At 45.4% G+C, this 17,434-nt stretch carries 9 protein-coding genes; 8 read left to right on the top strand and 1 reads right to left on the bottom strand.

The window, feature by feature from the left end; genetic code table 11:
* Positions 1-21 precede the first annotated feature (21 nt).
* Complete coding sequence (locus ABZR88_RS07370; RefSeq protein ID WP_107828064.1) at positions 22-1,596, bottom strand: glycoside hydrolase; 1,575 nt, start codon at positions 1,594-1,596, stop codon at positions 22-24.
* Positions 1,597-2,065: 469 nt separating this feature from the next.
* On the opposite strand from ABZR88_RS07370, the gene ABZR88_RS07365 reads away from it, so the two are divergent.
* The 8 genes from ABZR88_RS07365 (at position 2,066) to ABZR88_RS07330 (ending at position 17,430) form a co-directional block, all read left to right on the top strand.
* Entirely contained in the window at positions 2,066-2,656 is a 591-nt protein-coding gene (locus ABZR88_RS07365; RefSeq protein ID WP_107828065.1) for an RNA polymerase sigma factor, read from the top strand.
* 131 nt (positions 2,657-2,787) lie between these two features.
* Positions 2,788-4,005, top strand: a complete 1,218-nt coding sequence (locus ABZR88_RS07360; protein ID WP_107828066.1) for a FecR family protein — start codon at positions 2,788-2,790, stop codon at positions 4,003-4,005.
* Between the two features lie 218 nt (positions 4,006-4,223).
* Entirely contained in the window at positions 4,224-7,604 is a 3,381-nt protein-coding gene (locus ABZR88_RS07355; protein WP_245917019.1) for a TonB-dependent receptor, read from the top strand.
* 23 nt (positions 7,605-7,627) lie between these two features.
* Positions 7,628-9,622, top strand: a complete 1,995-nt coding sequence (locus ABZR88_RS07350; protein WP_245917020.1) for a RagB/SusD family nutrient uptake outer membrane protein — start codon at positions 7,628-7,630, stop codon at positions 9,620-9,622.
* Between the two features lie 41 nt (positions 9,623-9,663).
* Positions 9,664-10,872, top strand: coding sequence for a DUF5000 domain-containing lipoprotein (locus tag ABZR88_RS07345; RefSeq protein ID WP_107828069.1), 1,209 nt, complete (start codon positions 9,664-9,666; stop codon positions 10,870-10,872).
* Between the two features lie 83 nt (positions 10,873-10,955).
* Positions 10,956-12,206: a DUF4998 domain-containing protein gene (locus tag ABZR88_RS07340; RefSeq protein WP_107828070.1), complete on the top strand. Its 1,251-nt coding sequence runs from the start codon at positions 10,956-10,958 to the stop codon at positions 12,204-12,206.
* Between the two features lie 126 nt (positions 12,207-12,332).
* Entirely contained in the window at positions 12,333-13,382 is a 1,050-nt protein-coding gene (locus tag ABZR88_RS07335; protein ID WP_107828071.1) for a glycosyl hydrolase 53 family protein, read from the top strand.
* An 892-nt stretch (positions 13,383-14,274) separates the two neighbouring features.
* A complete protein-coding gene (locus ABZR88_RS07330; protein WP_146166511.1) occupies positions 14,275-17,430 on the top strand; it encodes a TonB-dependent receptor in 3,156 nt (1,051 codons plus the stop codon).
* Positions 17,431-17,434 lie beyond the last annotated feature (4 nt).

Raw genomic sequence — 17,434 nt, 5'->3', positions numbered from 1 at the left:
CAGATTAGGCAGATTTGCAATCTACCTGCTTACAAAAGTTGTTATTGACCTTGCCTTTAATGTTATCCCATCGTTGACACGAACTTCGGGGTAAGCTTTCAGGTTATCCTGTTCAGAAGTTATGTATGGTTTTAGGGATGACACCTTAAATTTAAAGTCATTCAGTTTAAGATGAATTTCCTGAGGCTGAGTGTCATAGTTAATAGCTACAATCACAAGTTTATGTGTCGCCTCATCAAAATAAGCAGATAGCATGAGCTTGTTGGCTGCTTGCTCCAATGAAAGCCCGTCATTCCGGTCTGTTGCTACCCGAATCATTCCCGGGCGAACAAACCTGCTGTAGTTACCCAGCGCCCACAGACTTTTGGTATCGTAGAAATCACCATCTGTCTTGTCTTTATTTTCTATCGCACAGATCAGGTTGTACCGTATCTCGGCCGTAGGGCGCGTGCCGTCAACCGCTGTCCAAAACTGCCACACGGGTGCATTTGCCAGTGTTAAATCGTGATAGATAACTTTTGCTAAAAATAAAGCGCAATCAATTTGGCTGCGTTTCTGTGCGCTGCCCTCCTTGTAACCATCACCTAAAAAGCTGTACTCTGTTTGCCAGAATTGCAGGCCCTTATTGGTTGATTGTAGTTTTTGAAACAACTTTTGCCGGTTCTCAATCAACTTAGCGGTAGTGCTTTCAGTCCAGTAGCTATGAGATGAAACCGCATTACCTACCACATTTTTCAGCCCACCGATGTAATTTGAACTTTGGGGGTTCCATAAATTATCAATTTGATTATCCGCCCAGCTATTACCCTGGAAAAGCCTGTCCATGGATCCATTTTCAGCTACAAATATTTGAGTACCGATTTTGCGTTTGGTAAAAACCGAATCGATCTTCCTGGTAACAGCTGCAATTTCAGTATTGAAATAAGGCGAACCTTCCTGAGAGGATTTACCTTTGCTGTCTATCGTCCATTCCCATTGAGGTTCATTAACCGGACTTACGCAGCTTAAATGAAGCCCCTCCCTGTCAAAGTATTGCATTACCGACGCCAGGAAATCAGCAAATTCAGTATACTTTTCTGGCTTTAGATTGGCATGTCCGTCTTTGTTTGATTTAAAGCCCAAACCATTCTGATTCATAAAAACAGGTGGACTATTTACAAATCCGATCAGCGTGGGCACCCCATAATCTTTTGCTTTCCTAACGAACCATTGGTAGCCGGCCTGTTTGGTAAAATCATATTTCCCCTTTGCATCAAGGAAACATTCGGTGCGACGTTGTGGGTCTGGTATATTACTGGCTTCTCCTTGCTCTGTCGTTCCGGCGCCTATATTAAAACGGTATGACGACAAGGCAATACCCTTGGGGTTTCCTGCTTGATCTGTTTCAGGACTGAATAATAATTCTGCTATACGATTCTTCTTTTCCTCGGGCCAATATTTACCAATCACCTCAGAATTCCAGGCGCCGGATGCGCCAAAATCATGAATGGTTTGGTTTTGATTTTGACAATTAATAGTAAAAGTGGTTTGCGCAATTGCTTTTTGCAAAAGTATGCTAAGTACTATAGCAACAATAGGTAGCCCTTTTCTTTTCATAGAGTTCAAATATCGTCATGATTTGGCAAGCAATAATGCACCAAATAATAATTAACAAGTAGGGGGTAAATCATGAAAAAAAGGGGGTGTTTTCTGTAATTTAGGCAACTAAGCCTATCTTAAGCCGACAGAGCCCCAATGCTCCCCCGCTTTAACAACAACTTAAAAACTAACACAAATAACTATATATCAAATACTTAACAAACAATAAGGTTAACCTTTAATTAAATCAACTTCTCTCCGAAACAAAACCAATACTCTCCCTCTGGTTTACAATAATCTTGATGTGCAAAAAAGAATTAGTGTTGTTTTTACAATTATTAATATCATTGCATTAGGGTTACCAATCCTCCCATATATAAACCAATTATGAATCACAATAATTTCATGGCATATAGCCAAAGTAATTATTGTTGCATTGCCAATTAAACCGGGAATAGTACACCCACCAAACCAAGTTATATAAACCATGCATAAGGGATTAGGCAGTGATACTGTTGTGCGATTGATGGCGGGCGATCAAGACGCTTTTGAATTGATTTATGACCTCTGCAGCGAGAAACTTTTCAGACTGGCCTACCGGTTTTTAAAAGACACGGAGCAAAGCGAAGAAGTGGTGCAAGAGACATTTATCAACCTTTGGGTGAACCGGGAGAAACTCGATCCGCAGGGAAATATCTGGCTTTATCTGTATGTAGTTGGCAAACGTTTGGCTTTAAACCAGTTGCGCAGTGCGTCGCAGTCAAGACTTTATACCGAGAGGCTGCTTGTCCAGTTTGAAGAAACCCATAACAGCACCGAAGAGGCTGTATTTTTGCAGGAACTTAAAGTACTTACCGAAAGGGTTATTGATAATCTACCCAAACAGCAACAGGTAATATACCGCCTTAGCCGGGTTGAGGGTTTTTCGCACAAAGAGATAGCCGACCAATTGAACATATCAACCAATACGGTAAAAAATCACATGGGCGCCGCGCTCAGAACTATCAAGTCTAACCTGGCTGAAGGCGGACTGGTGTCTTTGTTATTGGTGAGCGTTGTGATGCGTCACATTAAATAATTATTGAAGGCATTCTCAACCTCTTTCTATCTTTTTTAAAATATTTTTCAAAACCGACTAGCCCTACCCTCCTACTTGCGTGTTCTAACAATATAAAGCCAATCCTTGGCCTATTATAAACCAAAAAGAACATGAACCAAGAGAGACTTGTGCGCCTGCTACAAGAATATTTTGACAATACCATCAATCGTGATGATTGTATTGAGTTGTTAAGATATTTAAAAGCCTCTGATACAGATAACATTGCCGACCTGATTAGCGAGGAAATGTTAAAACTGCATCAAGGTGCACAGCCCGATAGCTTTAAAAAGCACAGTGTTTTGCAGCGCATTAAGCACGACCCTCGATTTACCGGAGAAGAGCCGTTATCGCAGATTCATCAACCTAAAATTGTTAAGTTTTATCAAAGAAAATGGTTAAAGATCGCGGCGGCGATTTTGTTTGTTTGTACTGGGCTGGGTTTATATGTGGTTAACCACCAAAACCAGATCTGCTGTCAAAACCTGGCACAAACTCAAATAAACAATGCTATCCGTCCAGGAGGTAATAAAGCCACCCTGACACTCTCAAACGGACAGGTTATTGTGCTGGACACCGCTAACAACGGCCTGATTGCCAACACCGGAAAAACCAGGGTAATTAAAAGCAATAAAGCGCAACTAGTCTATAACGCCACCACACAGTCTGCTATAACACCAGCAAACGCCCCTGTTGTTTATAATACCCTATCTACCCCCAGGGGCGGCATGTTCCAGGTGGTACTGCCTGATGGCACGCAGGTGTGGCTTAACTCGGCATCATCTCTCAAATTCCCAACAACATTCAGCGGATCAGAAAGGCGCGTAACCCTTACAGGCGAGGGCTATTTTGAGGTAGCCAAGAATAAAGAAAAACCTTTTTATGTTGATATCAATCACGTAGAAGTAAGGGTTTTAGGCACCCACTTTAACATTGCGGCCTATGAGGACGATAACGACATAACCACCACCCTGCTGGAAGGTGCCGTACAGGTTAAGAACAGCGATCAGTCGTCAACCATAAAACCCGGCGAGCAGGCTGTTGTAAAAAACGACTGCAACGCTATCAAAGTATCGCCGGCCAATATTGAGAAGGCCATGGCCTGGAAAAATGGCTATTTCATATTTGGCGATGAGGACATTAAAAGCATCATGAAAAAAATATCACGCTGGTACGATGTGGAGGTCGTGTACAGCGGAGATTTTAATAATATCAGATTTGGAGGAACCTTTTACCGCTCAAAAAGCATAGACGAGTTATTGTCAAACCTGGAGGCGATAGGGAAAATTAACTTCAAAATAGCAGGAAGGAGGATCATCGTCATGAAATAAGTCTCTACTTATCCCCATACACTTCTTTTTATCTGCAAAGCAAAAAAAACATGGAGCGTTGGAGCCGCCCCATGTCTGTGTGTCGTTAACACTGCTTTGTTAGGTACGATCAATTATTTAGGAACAACCAATTATAACCTAACATTCAAATGTATAAAATTTTTACCGCATTAAATTCCGGTAGGCAAAACCGCTGCATTTATAAAATACAGCTGATCATGAAAATAACCCTGTTTTTGACAATGGCGGCTATATTGCAAGCCTCGGCCGCCAGTTATGCACAAAAAGTTACTATACACGCCAAGGATGCGAGTCTTAAGGAGGTGTTTGAAAAAATTCAAAAGCAAATAAGCTATGATTTTTTGTACAATGCTAAGGATTTAGAAAAATCCAAACCGGTAAACCTGGAGCTGGACAATGCCGGGCTAAAACAAGCGCTTGACGTTTGTTTTGCCAACCAGCCCCTCACCTACACCATCAAAAACACCTCTATTCTGATTACCGAACGCCCGGTGGCCCCAGAAGCTGCCATGAAAAGGTTGATTACGGGTAAGGTAACTGATGAAAAAGGTGAAACACTGATAGGCGTATCTGTTAAACTAAAAGGAACAACCAGTGGCACCACTACTGATGTTAACGGCAAGTTTACGCTTAGCGTACCTGATAGCAAAGCCATACTTGTGTTTACTTACATTGGTTATGACACGCAGGAAATAGCTGTAGGCGATAAATCAATACTTAACGTAGTATTAAAAGCCAAAGAAAACAGCCTGAACGAGGTTACCGTTACGGTAGCCTACGGTACACAGAAAAAAACAACGCTGGTTAGTTCTATCACCTCGGTAGATCCGGCTGAACTTAAGGGCCCTACCAGTAACCTGACCACTATGCTGGCCGGTAAAATTGGCGGTGTTATATCTTACCAGCGCAGCGGCGAGCCGGGGCAAGACAATGCCTCATTCTTTATCAGAGGCGTTGGCACGTTTGGCGCCGGCAAGGTTGACCCGCTTATTCTGATAGACGGTATTGAATCAAGCACCAATGATCTGGCCAGGCTGCAGCCGGATGATATCAGCGGCTTTTCTGTACTTAAAGATGCTACAGCAACTTCATTGTATGGTGCCAGAGGTGCTAACGGGGTGATCCTGATCAATACCAAAACCGGTGTTGTGGGCAAAATGAAACTTAATGCCCGTGTAGAAAACTCTACATCATCAAACACAAAAAGCATTGGTCTGGCAGATAACATTACTTACATGAACCTGGCCAATGAGGCTGTATTAACAAGGAACCCGCTGGGCGCTTTGCCATACTCGCAAAACAAAATTGATCATACGGCTCGTGGTGATAATCCTTTATTATATCCAAGCAATAACTGGATCCAGCAGCTTATTAAAGACAAAACCAACAACCAAAGGCTTAATTTAAATGCCAGCGGTGGGTCAGACAAGTCAAAATACTACCTGGCTATGACCTACAATATTGATAACGGTAACCTGAAAGACAACTCACTGAACGGCTTTAACAACAACATTAAGTTAAAATCGTACTCCATGTTGTCAAACGTTACCATCAACCTTACCAAAACCACCGAGGCCCTGGTAAGCCTTAAAGGCCAGTTTGATGACTATAACGGCCCAATTGGCGGCGGTGGCACGGTTTATTACAATGCCTTGTGGAGTAACCCGGTGGCGTTTCCGGCTGTTTACCCTGGCAGCTTATTGCCTTATGCACAGCATCCTCTGTTTGGTAACGCAGTTATTCCAGGTGGTGGTGGTTTATATGTAAACCCTTACGCACAATCGTTATCGGGTTTCCAAACTTCAAAAACCAGCACCTTAATAGCGCAACTGAGCTTAAAACAAAATCTGGACGCCATTACGCCTGGCCTTTCTGCCCGTATGATGGCGTATACCGAACGCTACGCAAGTTTCTCCGTATCGCGTCAGGTAAGTCCGTACTATTATCGTTCTAACTCACAGGATGGTGTGTTTACCGGTTTAACGCTGCTTAATGATGGATCTTCAGGCAGTATTGGAGCAACACCAACCGAGTATTTAACTTATACCCCCGGTACAGCTTTGGTTAACAGCACCACTTATGCCGAGGCTGCCATCAACTACTCGCACGTGTTTGGCCAAAAACATAGCGTGGGTGGTTTGCTCATCGGTACTATCAGAAACTACCTGACAGGCAATGCTGCCGATCTGCAAACCTCATTGCCGGCGCGTAATGAAGGAGTTTCAGGCCGATTTACCTACGGTTATGATAACCGCTACCTGGTAGAGTACGATTTTGGCTACAACGGTTCAGAACGCTTTGCAGCCAATCACCGGTTTGGCTTTTTCCCGTCTGTAGGTGGCGGCTGGATCGTATCAAACGAGGCCTTCTTCAAGCCATTGCTTAAATATGTTAACCGACTGAAATTCAGGGCCACTTATGGTTTGGTGGGTAATGATCAGATTGGTAACGCTAATGACCGTTTCTTCTACCTCTCTAACGTTAACCTTAACGGTACGTCAAGCGGCAACTTTGGTACTAACTTTACCTATAGCCGCCCAACGGTATCAACCAGCCGTTATGAGAACGACGATATCACCTGGGAGCTTTCCAGACAGACCAACCTGGGTATGGACCTTACGCTGTTTAACGATTTTAACCTTACGGTTGATGCCTATCGCCAGGTTCGCAGCAATATCTTAATGGTGAGGAACACTATACCTACCTCAATGGGTTTACAGGCTGCCGTATCAGCCAACGCCGGTAAGGCTCAGAGTCAGGGTGTTGATATAGCGTTAGATTATCATAAATCGTTCAATAACTCATTGTGGATTCAAACCCGGGGTACGCTTACCTATGCAGTGAGCAAATTGCTGGTAAACGAGGAGCCTATCTACCCGGCTAATGATCAGAACCTGTCGCAGGTAGGCAATTCGCTGAGCCAGATCTATGGTTTAGTAGCCGAAAGACTCTTTATTGATCAGCGCGAGGTGAATAACTCGCCAATACAATACGGATCGATTATGGCGGGCGATATCAAGTTCCGCGATGTTAATGGCGACGGCAAAATTACCAATGCCGACTATGTGCCTATCGGTTACCCTACTACTCCCGAAATCATCTATGGCTTCGGTTTCTCGGTAGGATTTAAGAATTTCGATATCAGTGCCTTCTTCCAGGGATCGGCCAGATCATCATTCCTCATCAACTCGGCCAACATCACCCCTTTCTATCTGAATGGCGGTAACCAAAATGGTCTGTTGAGCGTAATTGCCAACAACCACTGGTCTGAAGACAACCAGAATTCTTACGCATTCTGGCCTCGTTTAAACAGCCTCATCTCTACCAACAACAGCCAGCCATCAACCTGGTGGCTTGAAAACGGATCGTTCATCCGCTTAAAATCAACCGAGATTGGGTACAACGTTCCTGAGAAAATATTGAAAAAGCTTGGCTTCGGCAGTGCACGCATCTACATCAACGGCACCAATTTACTTACCATGAGTGTATTTAAACTCTGGGACCCTGAGATGGGTACATCGGGTTTGGGATACCCTATTCAAAAGGTATTTAACATGGGCTTATCTGCCGGATTTTAAACTAAATAAAAAAATTGATCTATATGAAACATATTAGATATAACGGAAAGATGCAGGCTGCGGGTAATCCTTTTTGGGCATCGGTTAGCCGTGCAAAATATTATGCCGCTTTTATGCTGGTGCTTTTAATGGCATTAGGTACCTCATGTAAAAAAGCCTACCTGGATGTGGTGCCCGATAACGTATCAACCATAGCCAATGCCTTTGCTTCAAAAACCGAGGCCGAGAAATATTTATTTACCTGCTACAGCTATCTGCCAACCGATGTTGACCCAACCTATAACGTAGGCCTGTCTGCCGGCGACGAGGTTTTTGTATTGGACCCAGCTAACCACATCCGGTCTACCAACGTTTTGCGCCTGGTTTACGGCGATCAGAACACTTCAGACCCGATTGCTAACTTTAAGGACGGCACCCGCGATGCATCGGCCAACTACAAAGCCATCAGAGATTGCAACGTTTTTCTGGAGAACATCTCAGACCTGAGCAAGGTGCCCGATCTTGACATTGATACCCGCAACCGCTGGATTGGCGAGGCGCAATTCTTAAAAGCCTTCTATCATTTTATACTGTTCCGCGCTTATGGCCCTATTCCGGTTATTGATCAGAACCTGCCAATTGATGCATCGATAGACCAGATTCGTGTAAAACGCCAGCCGGTGGATAGCGTAGTAAACTACATCTCAAACTTGCTGGATGCCGCAGCGGCAAAACTCCCTGCGTCTATCACCAACTCGGCATCAGAGTTAGGTCGTATTACCAAACCTATCGCGCTCAGCTTAAAAGCGCGCTTGCTTACTACAGCTGCAAGCCCCCTGTTTAATGGCAACTCAGATTATGGTTCTTTTACCAATAAAGACGGCACCCAGTTATTTAACTCGCAATACAGCGTTGCCAAATGGCAAAGAGCCGCCGACGCCTGTAAAGCAGCCATAGACCTGTGCACAGCGCAAGGTATTGTTTTATACACCTTCCCGGCGGGAGCAACCACCAATACCCTTAGCGATACCACCAAGACACAAATGAGCATCCGCAATGCCATGAGCGAGCCGTGGAACAGCGAATTGATATGGGGATTAACCGCGGCCAACAACATCAACTATAATTCCTTCTTACAGTCTATGGCCGTAGGGCAGTTTGACTTCCCGAATGCCGTTGCCTCTAAAACAGCCAACCACCCGCTGTTGGGGCCAACCTTAAAAATGGCCAGAACCTTCTACACCCGCAACGGCGTGCCTATAGACGAGGATAAAACCCTTGACTTTAGCAACATTGCCGCCCTGCGTACTGCCACGCATGCCGAAAGGTTTTATATTAAGGAAGGTGAAATTACCGCCCGCCTTAACTACGACCGCGAGCCACGATACTATGCCGATATGGGCTTTGACCGCGGCGTTTGGTACATGGCCAACAGCCCGTCAAAAAGTGATGAGAATACTTTTTGGCTGATGGCCCGCGGGGGCGAAACCAGTCAATCATCGCCGGTACCGGTTACAGGCTTTTATATGAAGAAAGACCTGAACTGGCATTTTGACTGGAACTCGGTAACCTATGTACCTTATCCGTTCCCGGCTATGCGTTTGGCAGATCTGTACCTGCTGTATGCAGAGGCATTGAACGAGGCCCAGGGGCCGGTTGCAGATGTATACACCTACGTTAACAAGGTTCGTGCGCGTGCGGGTTTACAAACGGTACAAACCTCGTGGAGCAACTTTAGCACTAACCCATCTAAATATACCACCCAGGCTGGTATGCGTTCAATTATTCAAAGAGAGCGCGCTATAGAACTGTGTTTTGAAGGCCAGCGTTACTGGGACCTGATTCGTTGGAAAACTGCCGGACAGGAATTGAACGCGAACATAACAGGCTGGACCGTTAGCGGGCAAACTGCTGATCTGTATTACAGGGAAGTATCTTTCTTATCAAGACACTTCATGGTTCCTAGAGACTACCTGTGGCCTATTCAGGAAAACGACCTGCTTGTTAACCAAAACCTGGTACAAAACCCTAACTGGTAAATGTAATTGGCATCATATATAAACGCTAAAACATTTTGAACATGAAAATCTCAAGATCACTCATAGTACTATATACATCGGTTATCTGCCTCATATTGATGGCAAGTTGCAAGCAAACTACCATCAACAAACCAACGGTTACCAATACCAACCCGCCGGGTCCGGTATCAAACGTTGCGGTAACTAACCAAAACGGCAAGGCCACACTAACCTATACCCTGCCAAGCGATAAAGACTTGCTGTACGTAAAGGCGGTTTATGATATTGGCAAAGGCCGCACCGAAGAGGTAAAAGCATCAAGCTACAGCAATGGCCTTACCGTAATAGGTTTTGGCGATACCCTGGCACACACTGTTAAACTGTATGCTGTAAACTCAAGCGAGGTGGCATCGGCCCCCGTATCTGTAGTGGTTAATCCTTTAACCCCTGCCATCGTCACTGCACGCAGATCGCTTAAAGTTGTCGCCACATTTGGCGGCTTCAGCCTCACCTGTAATAACCCTTCGCAAGAGAACCTGACCATCATCCCTATGGTTGATACCGTGGGCAACGGCAAATGGGTGCAAACCCTGGGTATGGATAACATCTATAGCAACGCCCCGGTAATTAACAGTGTAGAACGCGGTCAGCCTGCAATTCCCCGCAAATACGCTTTTGTAGTGCGCGATCGCTGGCTGAACTTTTCTGACACCTTATTTGTAACACTGCAACCATTGTTTGAGCAGCTGATACCAAAATCAACCTGGAGCAATTATGTTTTACCGGGCGATGCTACCCTGCTTTACTCTTACACCAACGTACAGCAGATTTACGACGGCAACTTTAACCCGGGCTGGCCAAACGTGCTATTTACGGTAGAGAACGCCGGCAGCCCGCAAATGGTAACGCTAGACCTTGGTAAAGCACACATATTTAGTCGTTTCCAGATCAATCCGTTCCTGGAGGTGGGCAACGTGTACTATGTAAGGGGTAACCAGAAAGATTTTGAAATATGGGGATCAAACACGCCTAACCTAAACGGCGCGCTTGATGCCAGCTGGACCCTACTCACTACCTGCCACGTGGTGAAACCATCAGGATCGCCTTCGGGTACCGAAACCGCCGCCGACCAGACCTATGCACACAATGGCTGGCAGTTTGACTTCCCGGTTAGCTCGCAATCCTATCGCTACATCCGTATCCGCAGCCTGCAAAACTGGCAAGGATCATACTTTATGAGTATGGGCGAGTTTACCATATGGGGTAATTAGTAATAAAGCTGCAGTGGCTTTGATAAGCCGCTGCAGCAATTACAGACAAAAACAGAAAATGGACAGTTAGATTACAACAACAGATGAAACAACATCAAAATAATATAGCGCTTTACGTGGTGGCATCACTCCTGCTGCTGATAAGCGCCTGTACCAAAATGGATGCTTATAAAGATAAGTACCTGGCCAACGGGTCCATCATTTACCCGGGCAAGATCGATTCGGTTAAGATATTCTCGGGCCGCAACCGGGTAAAGGTAACCGGTCTATTCACCTCTGATCCTAAAATTGTTAAGTACCGCGTATACTGGAACAGTAAGCGCGACTCCATCGAGGTACCCGTAACTCGCACCAAGGGCGTAGATACCGCCAAGGTGATCATCCCCAATTTGCCCGAGGGGCTGATGAGCTTTGAGATCAGAACCTATGACGCCGATGGACATGCATCGGTGCCAGTTGATACAGCGGCCAACGTTTTTGGCGATCTGTACCAGAGCTCTATCACCAACCGGCCTATTGTTAATGCGGCCATGCAAACAAACGGCTCTGCATTAATTAACTGGGCCGATGTAGACAAAAGCTCGGGCATTGTAAACATGGAGATTAAGTATACCGATAAGTTTAACAAAGCGCATGATACCATCATCGTTTCAACGCCAACCGGCTTATCAAGTACTTTGCCTAATTTTCAACCCGGCAACAGCATTAGCTACAGCACGGCTTATTTGCCCAATCCAACCGCTATTGATCAGTTTAACGTAGCCTACCAAACTCATGGGGTAAAGGCCGAGGTAACCAGCATTTACTTAAGCAATACAGGCCCCTTCACATCCGCCACCTTTGATGGCCGCTGGGGAACCCTGGCCGCACCGTGGGTAACCAATGCGGCCGCCAAAAACAAAGACGGCGGCACTAATGGCGGGTTTTCATCAGATGTAGGTGGTATTATCAACTGGGAAACCTGGAACAATACCCCCGTCGTTAACGGTATAGTTTACCAGCCAACATCATCACCCCTGCCGGCGGGTAATTACATTGTGCAGTTTGATGAGTATTCTGAAATACAATCCAACTCATCTGTTTATTGTGTTGCAGCGGCAGGCGGCAGCGGCATCCCGGTTTTAGCTAACCTGTCAACAGCATTGGGCTACGTATCGCTATTCAATAGCGCAGCTGTGGGCACTACCAGTCCAAATATTACAGATACCCGGAGCTTTACTTTTACGCTTACTACGCCGCAGGTAGTATCTATAGGCTTTTTAGGCAATATAGTGGGCAACGGCAATCCGGGCAGCTATTTCCAGGTAAAAAACATCAAACTATTTAAAAACTAAACCAAACCAAACCCTATAACAATCAAATCAGTAAAAGGCTGCATCAATATTGGTGCGGCCTTTTGGTTTTTAAAATAATATCCGATCTTTTGCAAAGAAACAAGCCCAATAAACCGATTCTTTATAATGAGAAAACATATTGCCTTTTGGGGAGCCGCACTCGTACTGGTGGCCGCCTCTTTTCAATCTTGTTCTGTATTTCACAAAGGGTCAAAAAGCAATTATCAGTTTGCCAAAGGGGCAGATATTGGCTGGCTTCAGCAGATGGAGGCGACCGGCTACAAATTTCGCGACAATAACGGGCTGGAACAGGATTGCTTTAAGATTTTGAAAGATCACGGCATTAACACCATCAGGCTGAGAACCTGGGTAAACCCTAATAACAGTCCCACCAGCGGTCATAACAGCAAAAACGAAACCGTGGCCATGGCAATAAGAGCCAAAAAATGGGGCATGCGGGTGATGATTGATTTTCACTACAGCGATAGCTGGGCAGATCCGGGCAAACAAAAAAAGCCTGCTGCCTGGGAAGGGCATGACTTTCCTACACTGCTGAACGACGTTTATAATTATACATATGACGTGATGAACGCCTTAAAAAAAGCAGGGGTAACACCAGAGTGGGTACAGATAGGCAATGAAACTCCCGGAGGGATGATTTATCCTGAAGGTAGCACCGCTAACTGGCCGCAACTGGCACAACTGATTAATAAAGGTTATGACGCAATAAAGGCTGTATCCCCACATTCAAAAGTGATTCTTCATCTGGACCGCGGTAACGATAGCAAACGATTTACCACCTGGTTTGATAACGCCAGAAAAAACGGTGCGAAATATGATGTTATAGGTCTTTCTTATTACCCCTGGTGGCTGGATGGCAAACCTGACTACACGAAATCTATCGACGACTTAGGTAACAATCTAATCAATCTGGCTGTCAGGTATCAGAAAGAAGTTATGGTGGTAGAAGTGGGCGGAGAAGACACCCAGCCCGAAAACACCTATAATATGTTAGTTGCGGTGCAAGCAAAGGTAAAAACGGTACCCGGCAACAAAGGCCTGGGTGTGGTTTATTGGGAGCCGGAAGGCGCCAGGAGTTGGAGCAAATATCCATTAAGTGCCTGGGGAGATGACGGCAAACCAACAAAAGCGCTTGATGCTTTCATGATAAAATAAGTTCACACTAATCTAGTCATTCACCTATCTCTGCAACGGGCTAAAAACGCCCCATGAGCACTCCAATTTCCAATCGTTTCTGGTAAGATTCAGGAGCAATTTGTCGTCAGCGCGCAGAATTTGCCCAAAAACAGAAAAAGACAGGCTTAACCTGTCTTTTTTGCGTTACAAATTTTGCAAATAAATCCTTCGCTAAATTTAATCTTCGTTCCAAAACACTCCTATCTTTTAATTTTTGATAACCATTTTTTCGGACAAAAAATTTATTAAATTTTTTTTGTTGTGATTTTAACGTAACAGTTTTTGTGAACAGAAATCTGTCAGAAAGTCAAAATATTGCGTTTTGAGCTTAAGGAAACAGATTTTCGTCCATTGTTCTTAAAGCGTATCGGTAAAAAGTCCCACGCCGTTTAGCCCGCTTGCACCCCCTTTTTTTTTTGTGTTCTAATGCTCTAATTTTATGGTGATTGGTGTACAAATAACACTACTGTTTTTTAACACCAACGTTTTATAAACCATTCTAATCTCTTTTTACTGTAACCAAAACCAGCCCTTTCTGCAGGTATAACTGTGTGGAAGGACTTAAATCTTAATACACAATTAAAAATGAAACACACAGCGCTAAAAGGCCGGATGTCTAAATCCTTTGTGCTATTGATTTGACAAGATTTTCAATAGACAAGGCATCGCAACCAGTAACCAATAAACTAACCAATTAACCCTATTTATTACCAACCATGCTTAAAACAGAGACGGGGAGCACGATGGAGCCCCCTTAAAACAGCTTTGCACAAAAAACAGCATCAACTCTTGCAGATCACACAAAATCAAGCTGTTATTGCAAACCACATTCAATCAAACCGTCAACAACAAATACCAAAACCAATTAACTATGGATAAATTTTACGTTTGGAAGAGCGCACTATTATATGCTCTTTTTAAGGACCGAAAGCAACTGAAGCTATCGCTGGTGCTGGGTGTCCTTGTTCTTTGTTTCCTATCTTTTCAGGCACAGGCACAGCAAATTACCGCAACGGGTACCGTGCGCGACAGCAAAGGTGCCCCTATTCCGGGTGTGAGTGTTAAAATAAAAAGCACCACCACCGGTACACTAACCAACGAGAACGGTAAATATACCCTCCGTAATGTACCCACCGGCGCTATGCTGGTGTTTTCAAGCATCAGCTATGTAAGTAAAGAGCTTACCGTACGCCCAAATATGGATGTAGAGCTGATAGACGACAACCAAAACCTGAACGAGGTGGTGGTAGTAGGCTACGGTACCCAAAAGAAAGCCACACTTACCGGCGCAGTTGCGCAAATAAACTCCGAAGAGATTATGCGCTCGCCTACCCCCAACGCCACAAATGCCTTGATTGGTAAGCTGCCCGGCCTACTGGCAGTGCAAACCAGCGGACAACCTGGTGCCGATGCTTCCAGTCTGTTTGTGCGCGGTATCTCTACGTTCAACAACGCATCGGCCATTGTAGTGGTTGATGGTATTGAGCGCCCCAGCTTTGGTGATATTGACCCGAACGAAATTGAGACCGTTACCGTGCTGAAAGATGCCGCATCTACCGCCATTTATGGTATTAAAGGTGCCAACGGCGTTATTGTAATTACCACCAAGCAAGGTAAAATTGGCGCGCCACGCATTACCTACACCGGCAATTACAGCGTGCAAACCTATACTGGTTTACCATTCGCGTTGGGGTCTTATGATAATGCCCGCCTGCTTAACCAGGCTTACCTCAATGATGGTAAAGCAGCGCCATGGTCTGACGCCGAACTACAAAAATTCAAAGACGGATCAGATCCTTACGGCTATCCAGATGTGCAGTGGTTTAAATACCTCACTAAAAAGTTCTATGGCCAAACCCAGCATAACTTTAATGTAAGCGGTGGCTCAAAAGTGGCTAAATACTTTGTATCAGCCGGTTATGCCTATCAGGATGGTATCTTTAAGCACTTCGATTCGCCTTATGGCATCGAGACCACACCCAGTTTTACACGTTACAACTTCCGCTCTAACGTAGACCTTACGCTGAACAAGGATTTTACCGTGGGCATTAAACTGGGCGGCCGTTATTCAGACCGTTATCAGCCTGCGGGACTATTATCCTCATCGGCGTTCTCTTATGATACCATTGAGGGCATGATCTCGCGTATCCTGCAAGTGCCATCATTCGCCTATCCAGTTACCCTTCCTGACGGACGCATTGCACAAAACCCTGGCGTGGGCACCAACCTGTGGAACCCACTGGCGGTGCTTACCCGTTTTGGTACCCGTAATGATGATAATAACACCATCGAGAGTACTTTTAACGTAGAGTATAAACTGGGATGGATTACCAAGGGACTGTCATTCAAAGGCAACTTCGGTTATGATTCTTATTACACCAACGTGCAGCGACGTAACGCTAACTGGGCTGCCTACGTGTGGGACCGTCAAACCGGCGCTATCAGTCTCTCTACCGATACCCGTAACCGCGATGTGCCTCTGGGCGGCATCAACGGCAGTACCAGCGGCAGCACTAACACCACCATCCAAACCGGCTTTTACTACAACCGCAGCTTTGGTCGCCACAATGTTTCGGGCCTGTTGATGGGTACCCGGCAGCTGATACAAGGCAGCTCTGACGGCAGTGTATTTACCGCGCCGCCAAGAGCATCGCAAGGTTTGGTAAACCGTCTGACCTACAATTACAGCGAAAAATACTTTGTAGAGTTTAACGCCTCATATAACGGATCTGAAAACTTTGCCCCGGCATCATTTAAAGGCGGCGATGGCAAAAATCATCAGTACGGCTTCTTCCCGGCGGTATCTGCCGGTTGGACCATGACCAACGAGTCGTTCTTCCCTAAAAGCGATATCCTAAGCTACGCTAAAATCCGTGGCAGCTACGGTATTGTAGGTAATGATAAGCTGGATAGCCGCTTCCTGTTCCTGACCAGCTATAGCGCCAACAGCAGCGTTGGTTTTGGTCTGCCCAGCTCTATTACCAACTACCCTACCGTTTACATTGCCGATGGCGCCTTGGGAAACCCGCAAATTACCTGGGAAACCGGCACCAAGCGCAATATTGGTCTGGAAACCAGGATGTTTAAAGAGATGCTGAAGTTAGACATCGATGTGTTTGATGAGACCCGTAAAGACATCTTGCTGGACCATAAAGGCTTGTTAGACTTCGGTCATAGTTACCCGTCCCTTAACATTGGTAAAGTATACAACAAGGGTTACGAAATTGAGGCCGATTTTCAGGGACAACACGGCAATTTCTCTTACGGAATTAACGCCCAGCTGAGCTACGCCCACAACAAGATCCTTAACTATGACGAAGCGGCAGACATTCCGGATAACCTGAAAAAACAAGGCAAACCTGTCGGTCAGTTTTTTGGCTATGTGTTTGATGGGTTTTATACCTCGGCGCAAGATGTTGCCAACTCAGTAAAACCACAGGGTGTGGCGCCAATCCCCGGCGATTTAAAGTTTAAAGACCTGAACGGCGACGGCATTATTAACGATCAAGATCAACAACCTATCGGCTATAGCAATCGCCCGGAGTACATCTACAGCTTTACGCCGCGCATCGCTTACAAAGGCTTCTCGCTCAACGTCATGTTCCAGGGTGTGGCACACGTAAGTTCTAACCTGATTTTGAACGATCAGAACAACGGCCAGCAGATGTATCCGTTCATGCTCAACGCCTGGACGCCGCAAAACGCCGCTACCGCTACCTGGCCTGCGTTGCACTCGCGCGGCTATACCGGTCTTAACAACGCGCTTAACAGCTTTACCCTGCAAAATGCCCGTTACCTGAAACTGCGTACCGTAGAGATTGCCTACACCTTCCCGAAAAGCTGGACCGATCCACTTAAGCTGAAAGGCGTGCGCATGTACCTGAACGGTCAGAACCTCATCACCTGGACTCCCTTTAAAATGTACGTTGACCCAGAGAACCTGAACGTGGTGAACCAGGCGTTCCCGCTGCAATCGCTCTACCCATCGTCAAGGGTATTCAACATCGGTATCAACATTAACTTTTAACCAA

This window comes from Mucilaginibacter yixingensis, assembly GCF_041080815.1.
Lineage (GTDB): Bacteria > Bacteroidota > Bacteroidia > Sphingobacteriales > Sphingobacteriaceae > Mucilaginibacter > Mucilaginibacter yixingensis.
The sequence above is the reverse complement of the archived record's forward strand: the minus strand, read 5'-3'. Positions and strand labels throughout refer to the sequence as shown.

Bases quoted from the DNA above. Each gene is read 5' to 3' on its own strand.
- ABZR88_RS07370 (WP_107828064.1), bottom strand. From the start codon at position 1,596: ATGAAAAGAAAAGGGCTACCTATTGTTGCTATAGTACTTAGCATACTT.
- ABZR88_RS07365 (WP_107828065.1), top strand. From the start codon at position 2,066: ATGCATAAGGGATTAGGCAGTGATACTGTTGTGCGATTGATGGCGGGC.
- ABZR88_RS07360 (WP_107828066.1), top strand. From the start codon at position 2,788: ATGAACCAAGAGAGACTTGTGCGCCTGCTACAAGAATATTTTGACAAT.
- ABZR88_RS07355 (WP_245917019.1), top strand. From the start codon at position 4,224: ATGAAAATAACCCTGTTTTTGACAATGGCGGCTATATTGCAAGCCTCG.
- ABZR88_RS07350 (WP_245917020.1), top strand. From the start codon at position 7,628: ATGAAACATATTAGATATAACGGAAAGATGCAGGCTGCGGGTAATCCT.
- ABZR88_RS07345 (WP_107828069.1), top strand. From the start codon at position 9,664: ATGAAAATCTCAAGATCACTCATAGTACTATATACATCGGTTATCTGC.
- ABZR88_RS07340 (WP_107828070.1), top strand. From the start codon at position 10,956: ATGAAACAACATCAAAATAATATAGCGCTTTACGTGGTGGCATCACTC.
- ABZR88_RS07335 (WP_107828071.1), top strand. From the start codon at position 12,333: ATGAGAAAACATATTGCCTTTTGGGGAGCCGCACTCGTACTGGTGGCC.
- ABZR88_RS07330 (WP_146166511.1), top strand. From the start codon at position 14,275: ATGGATAAATTTTACGTTTGGAAGAGCGCACTATTATATGCTCTTTTT.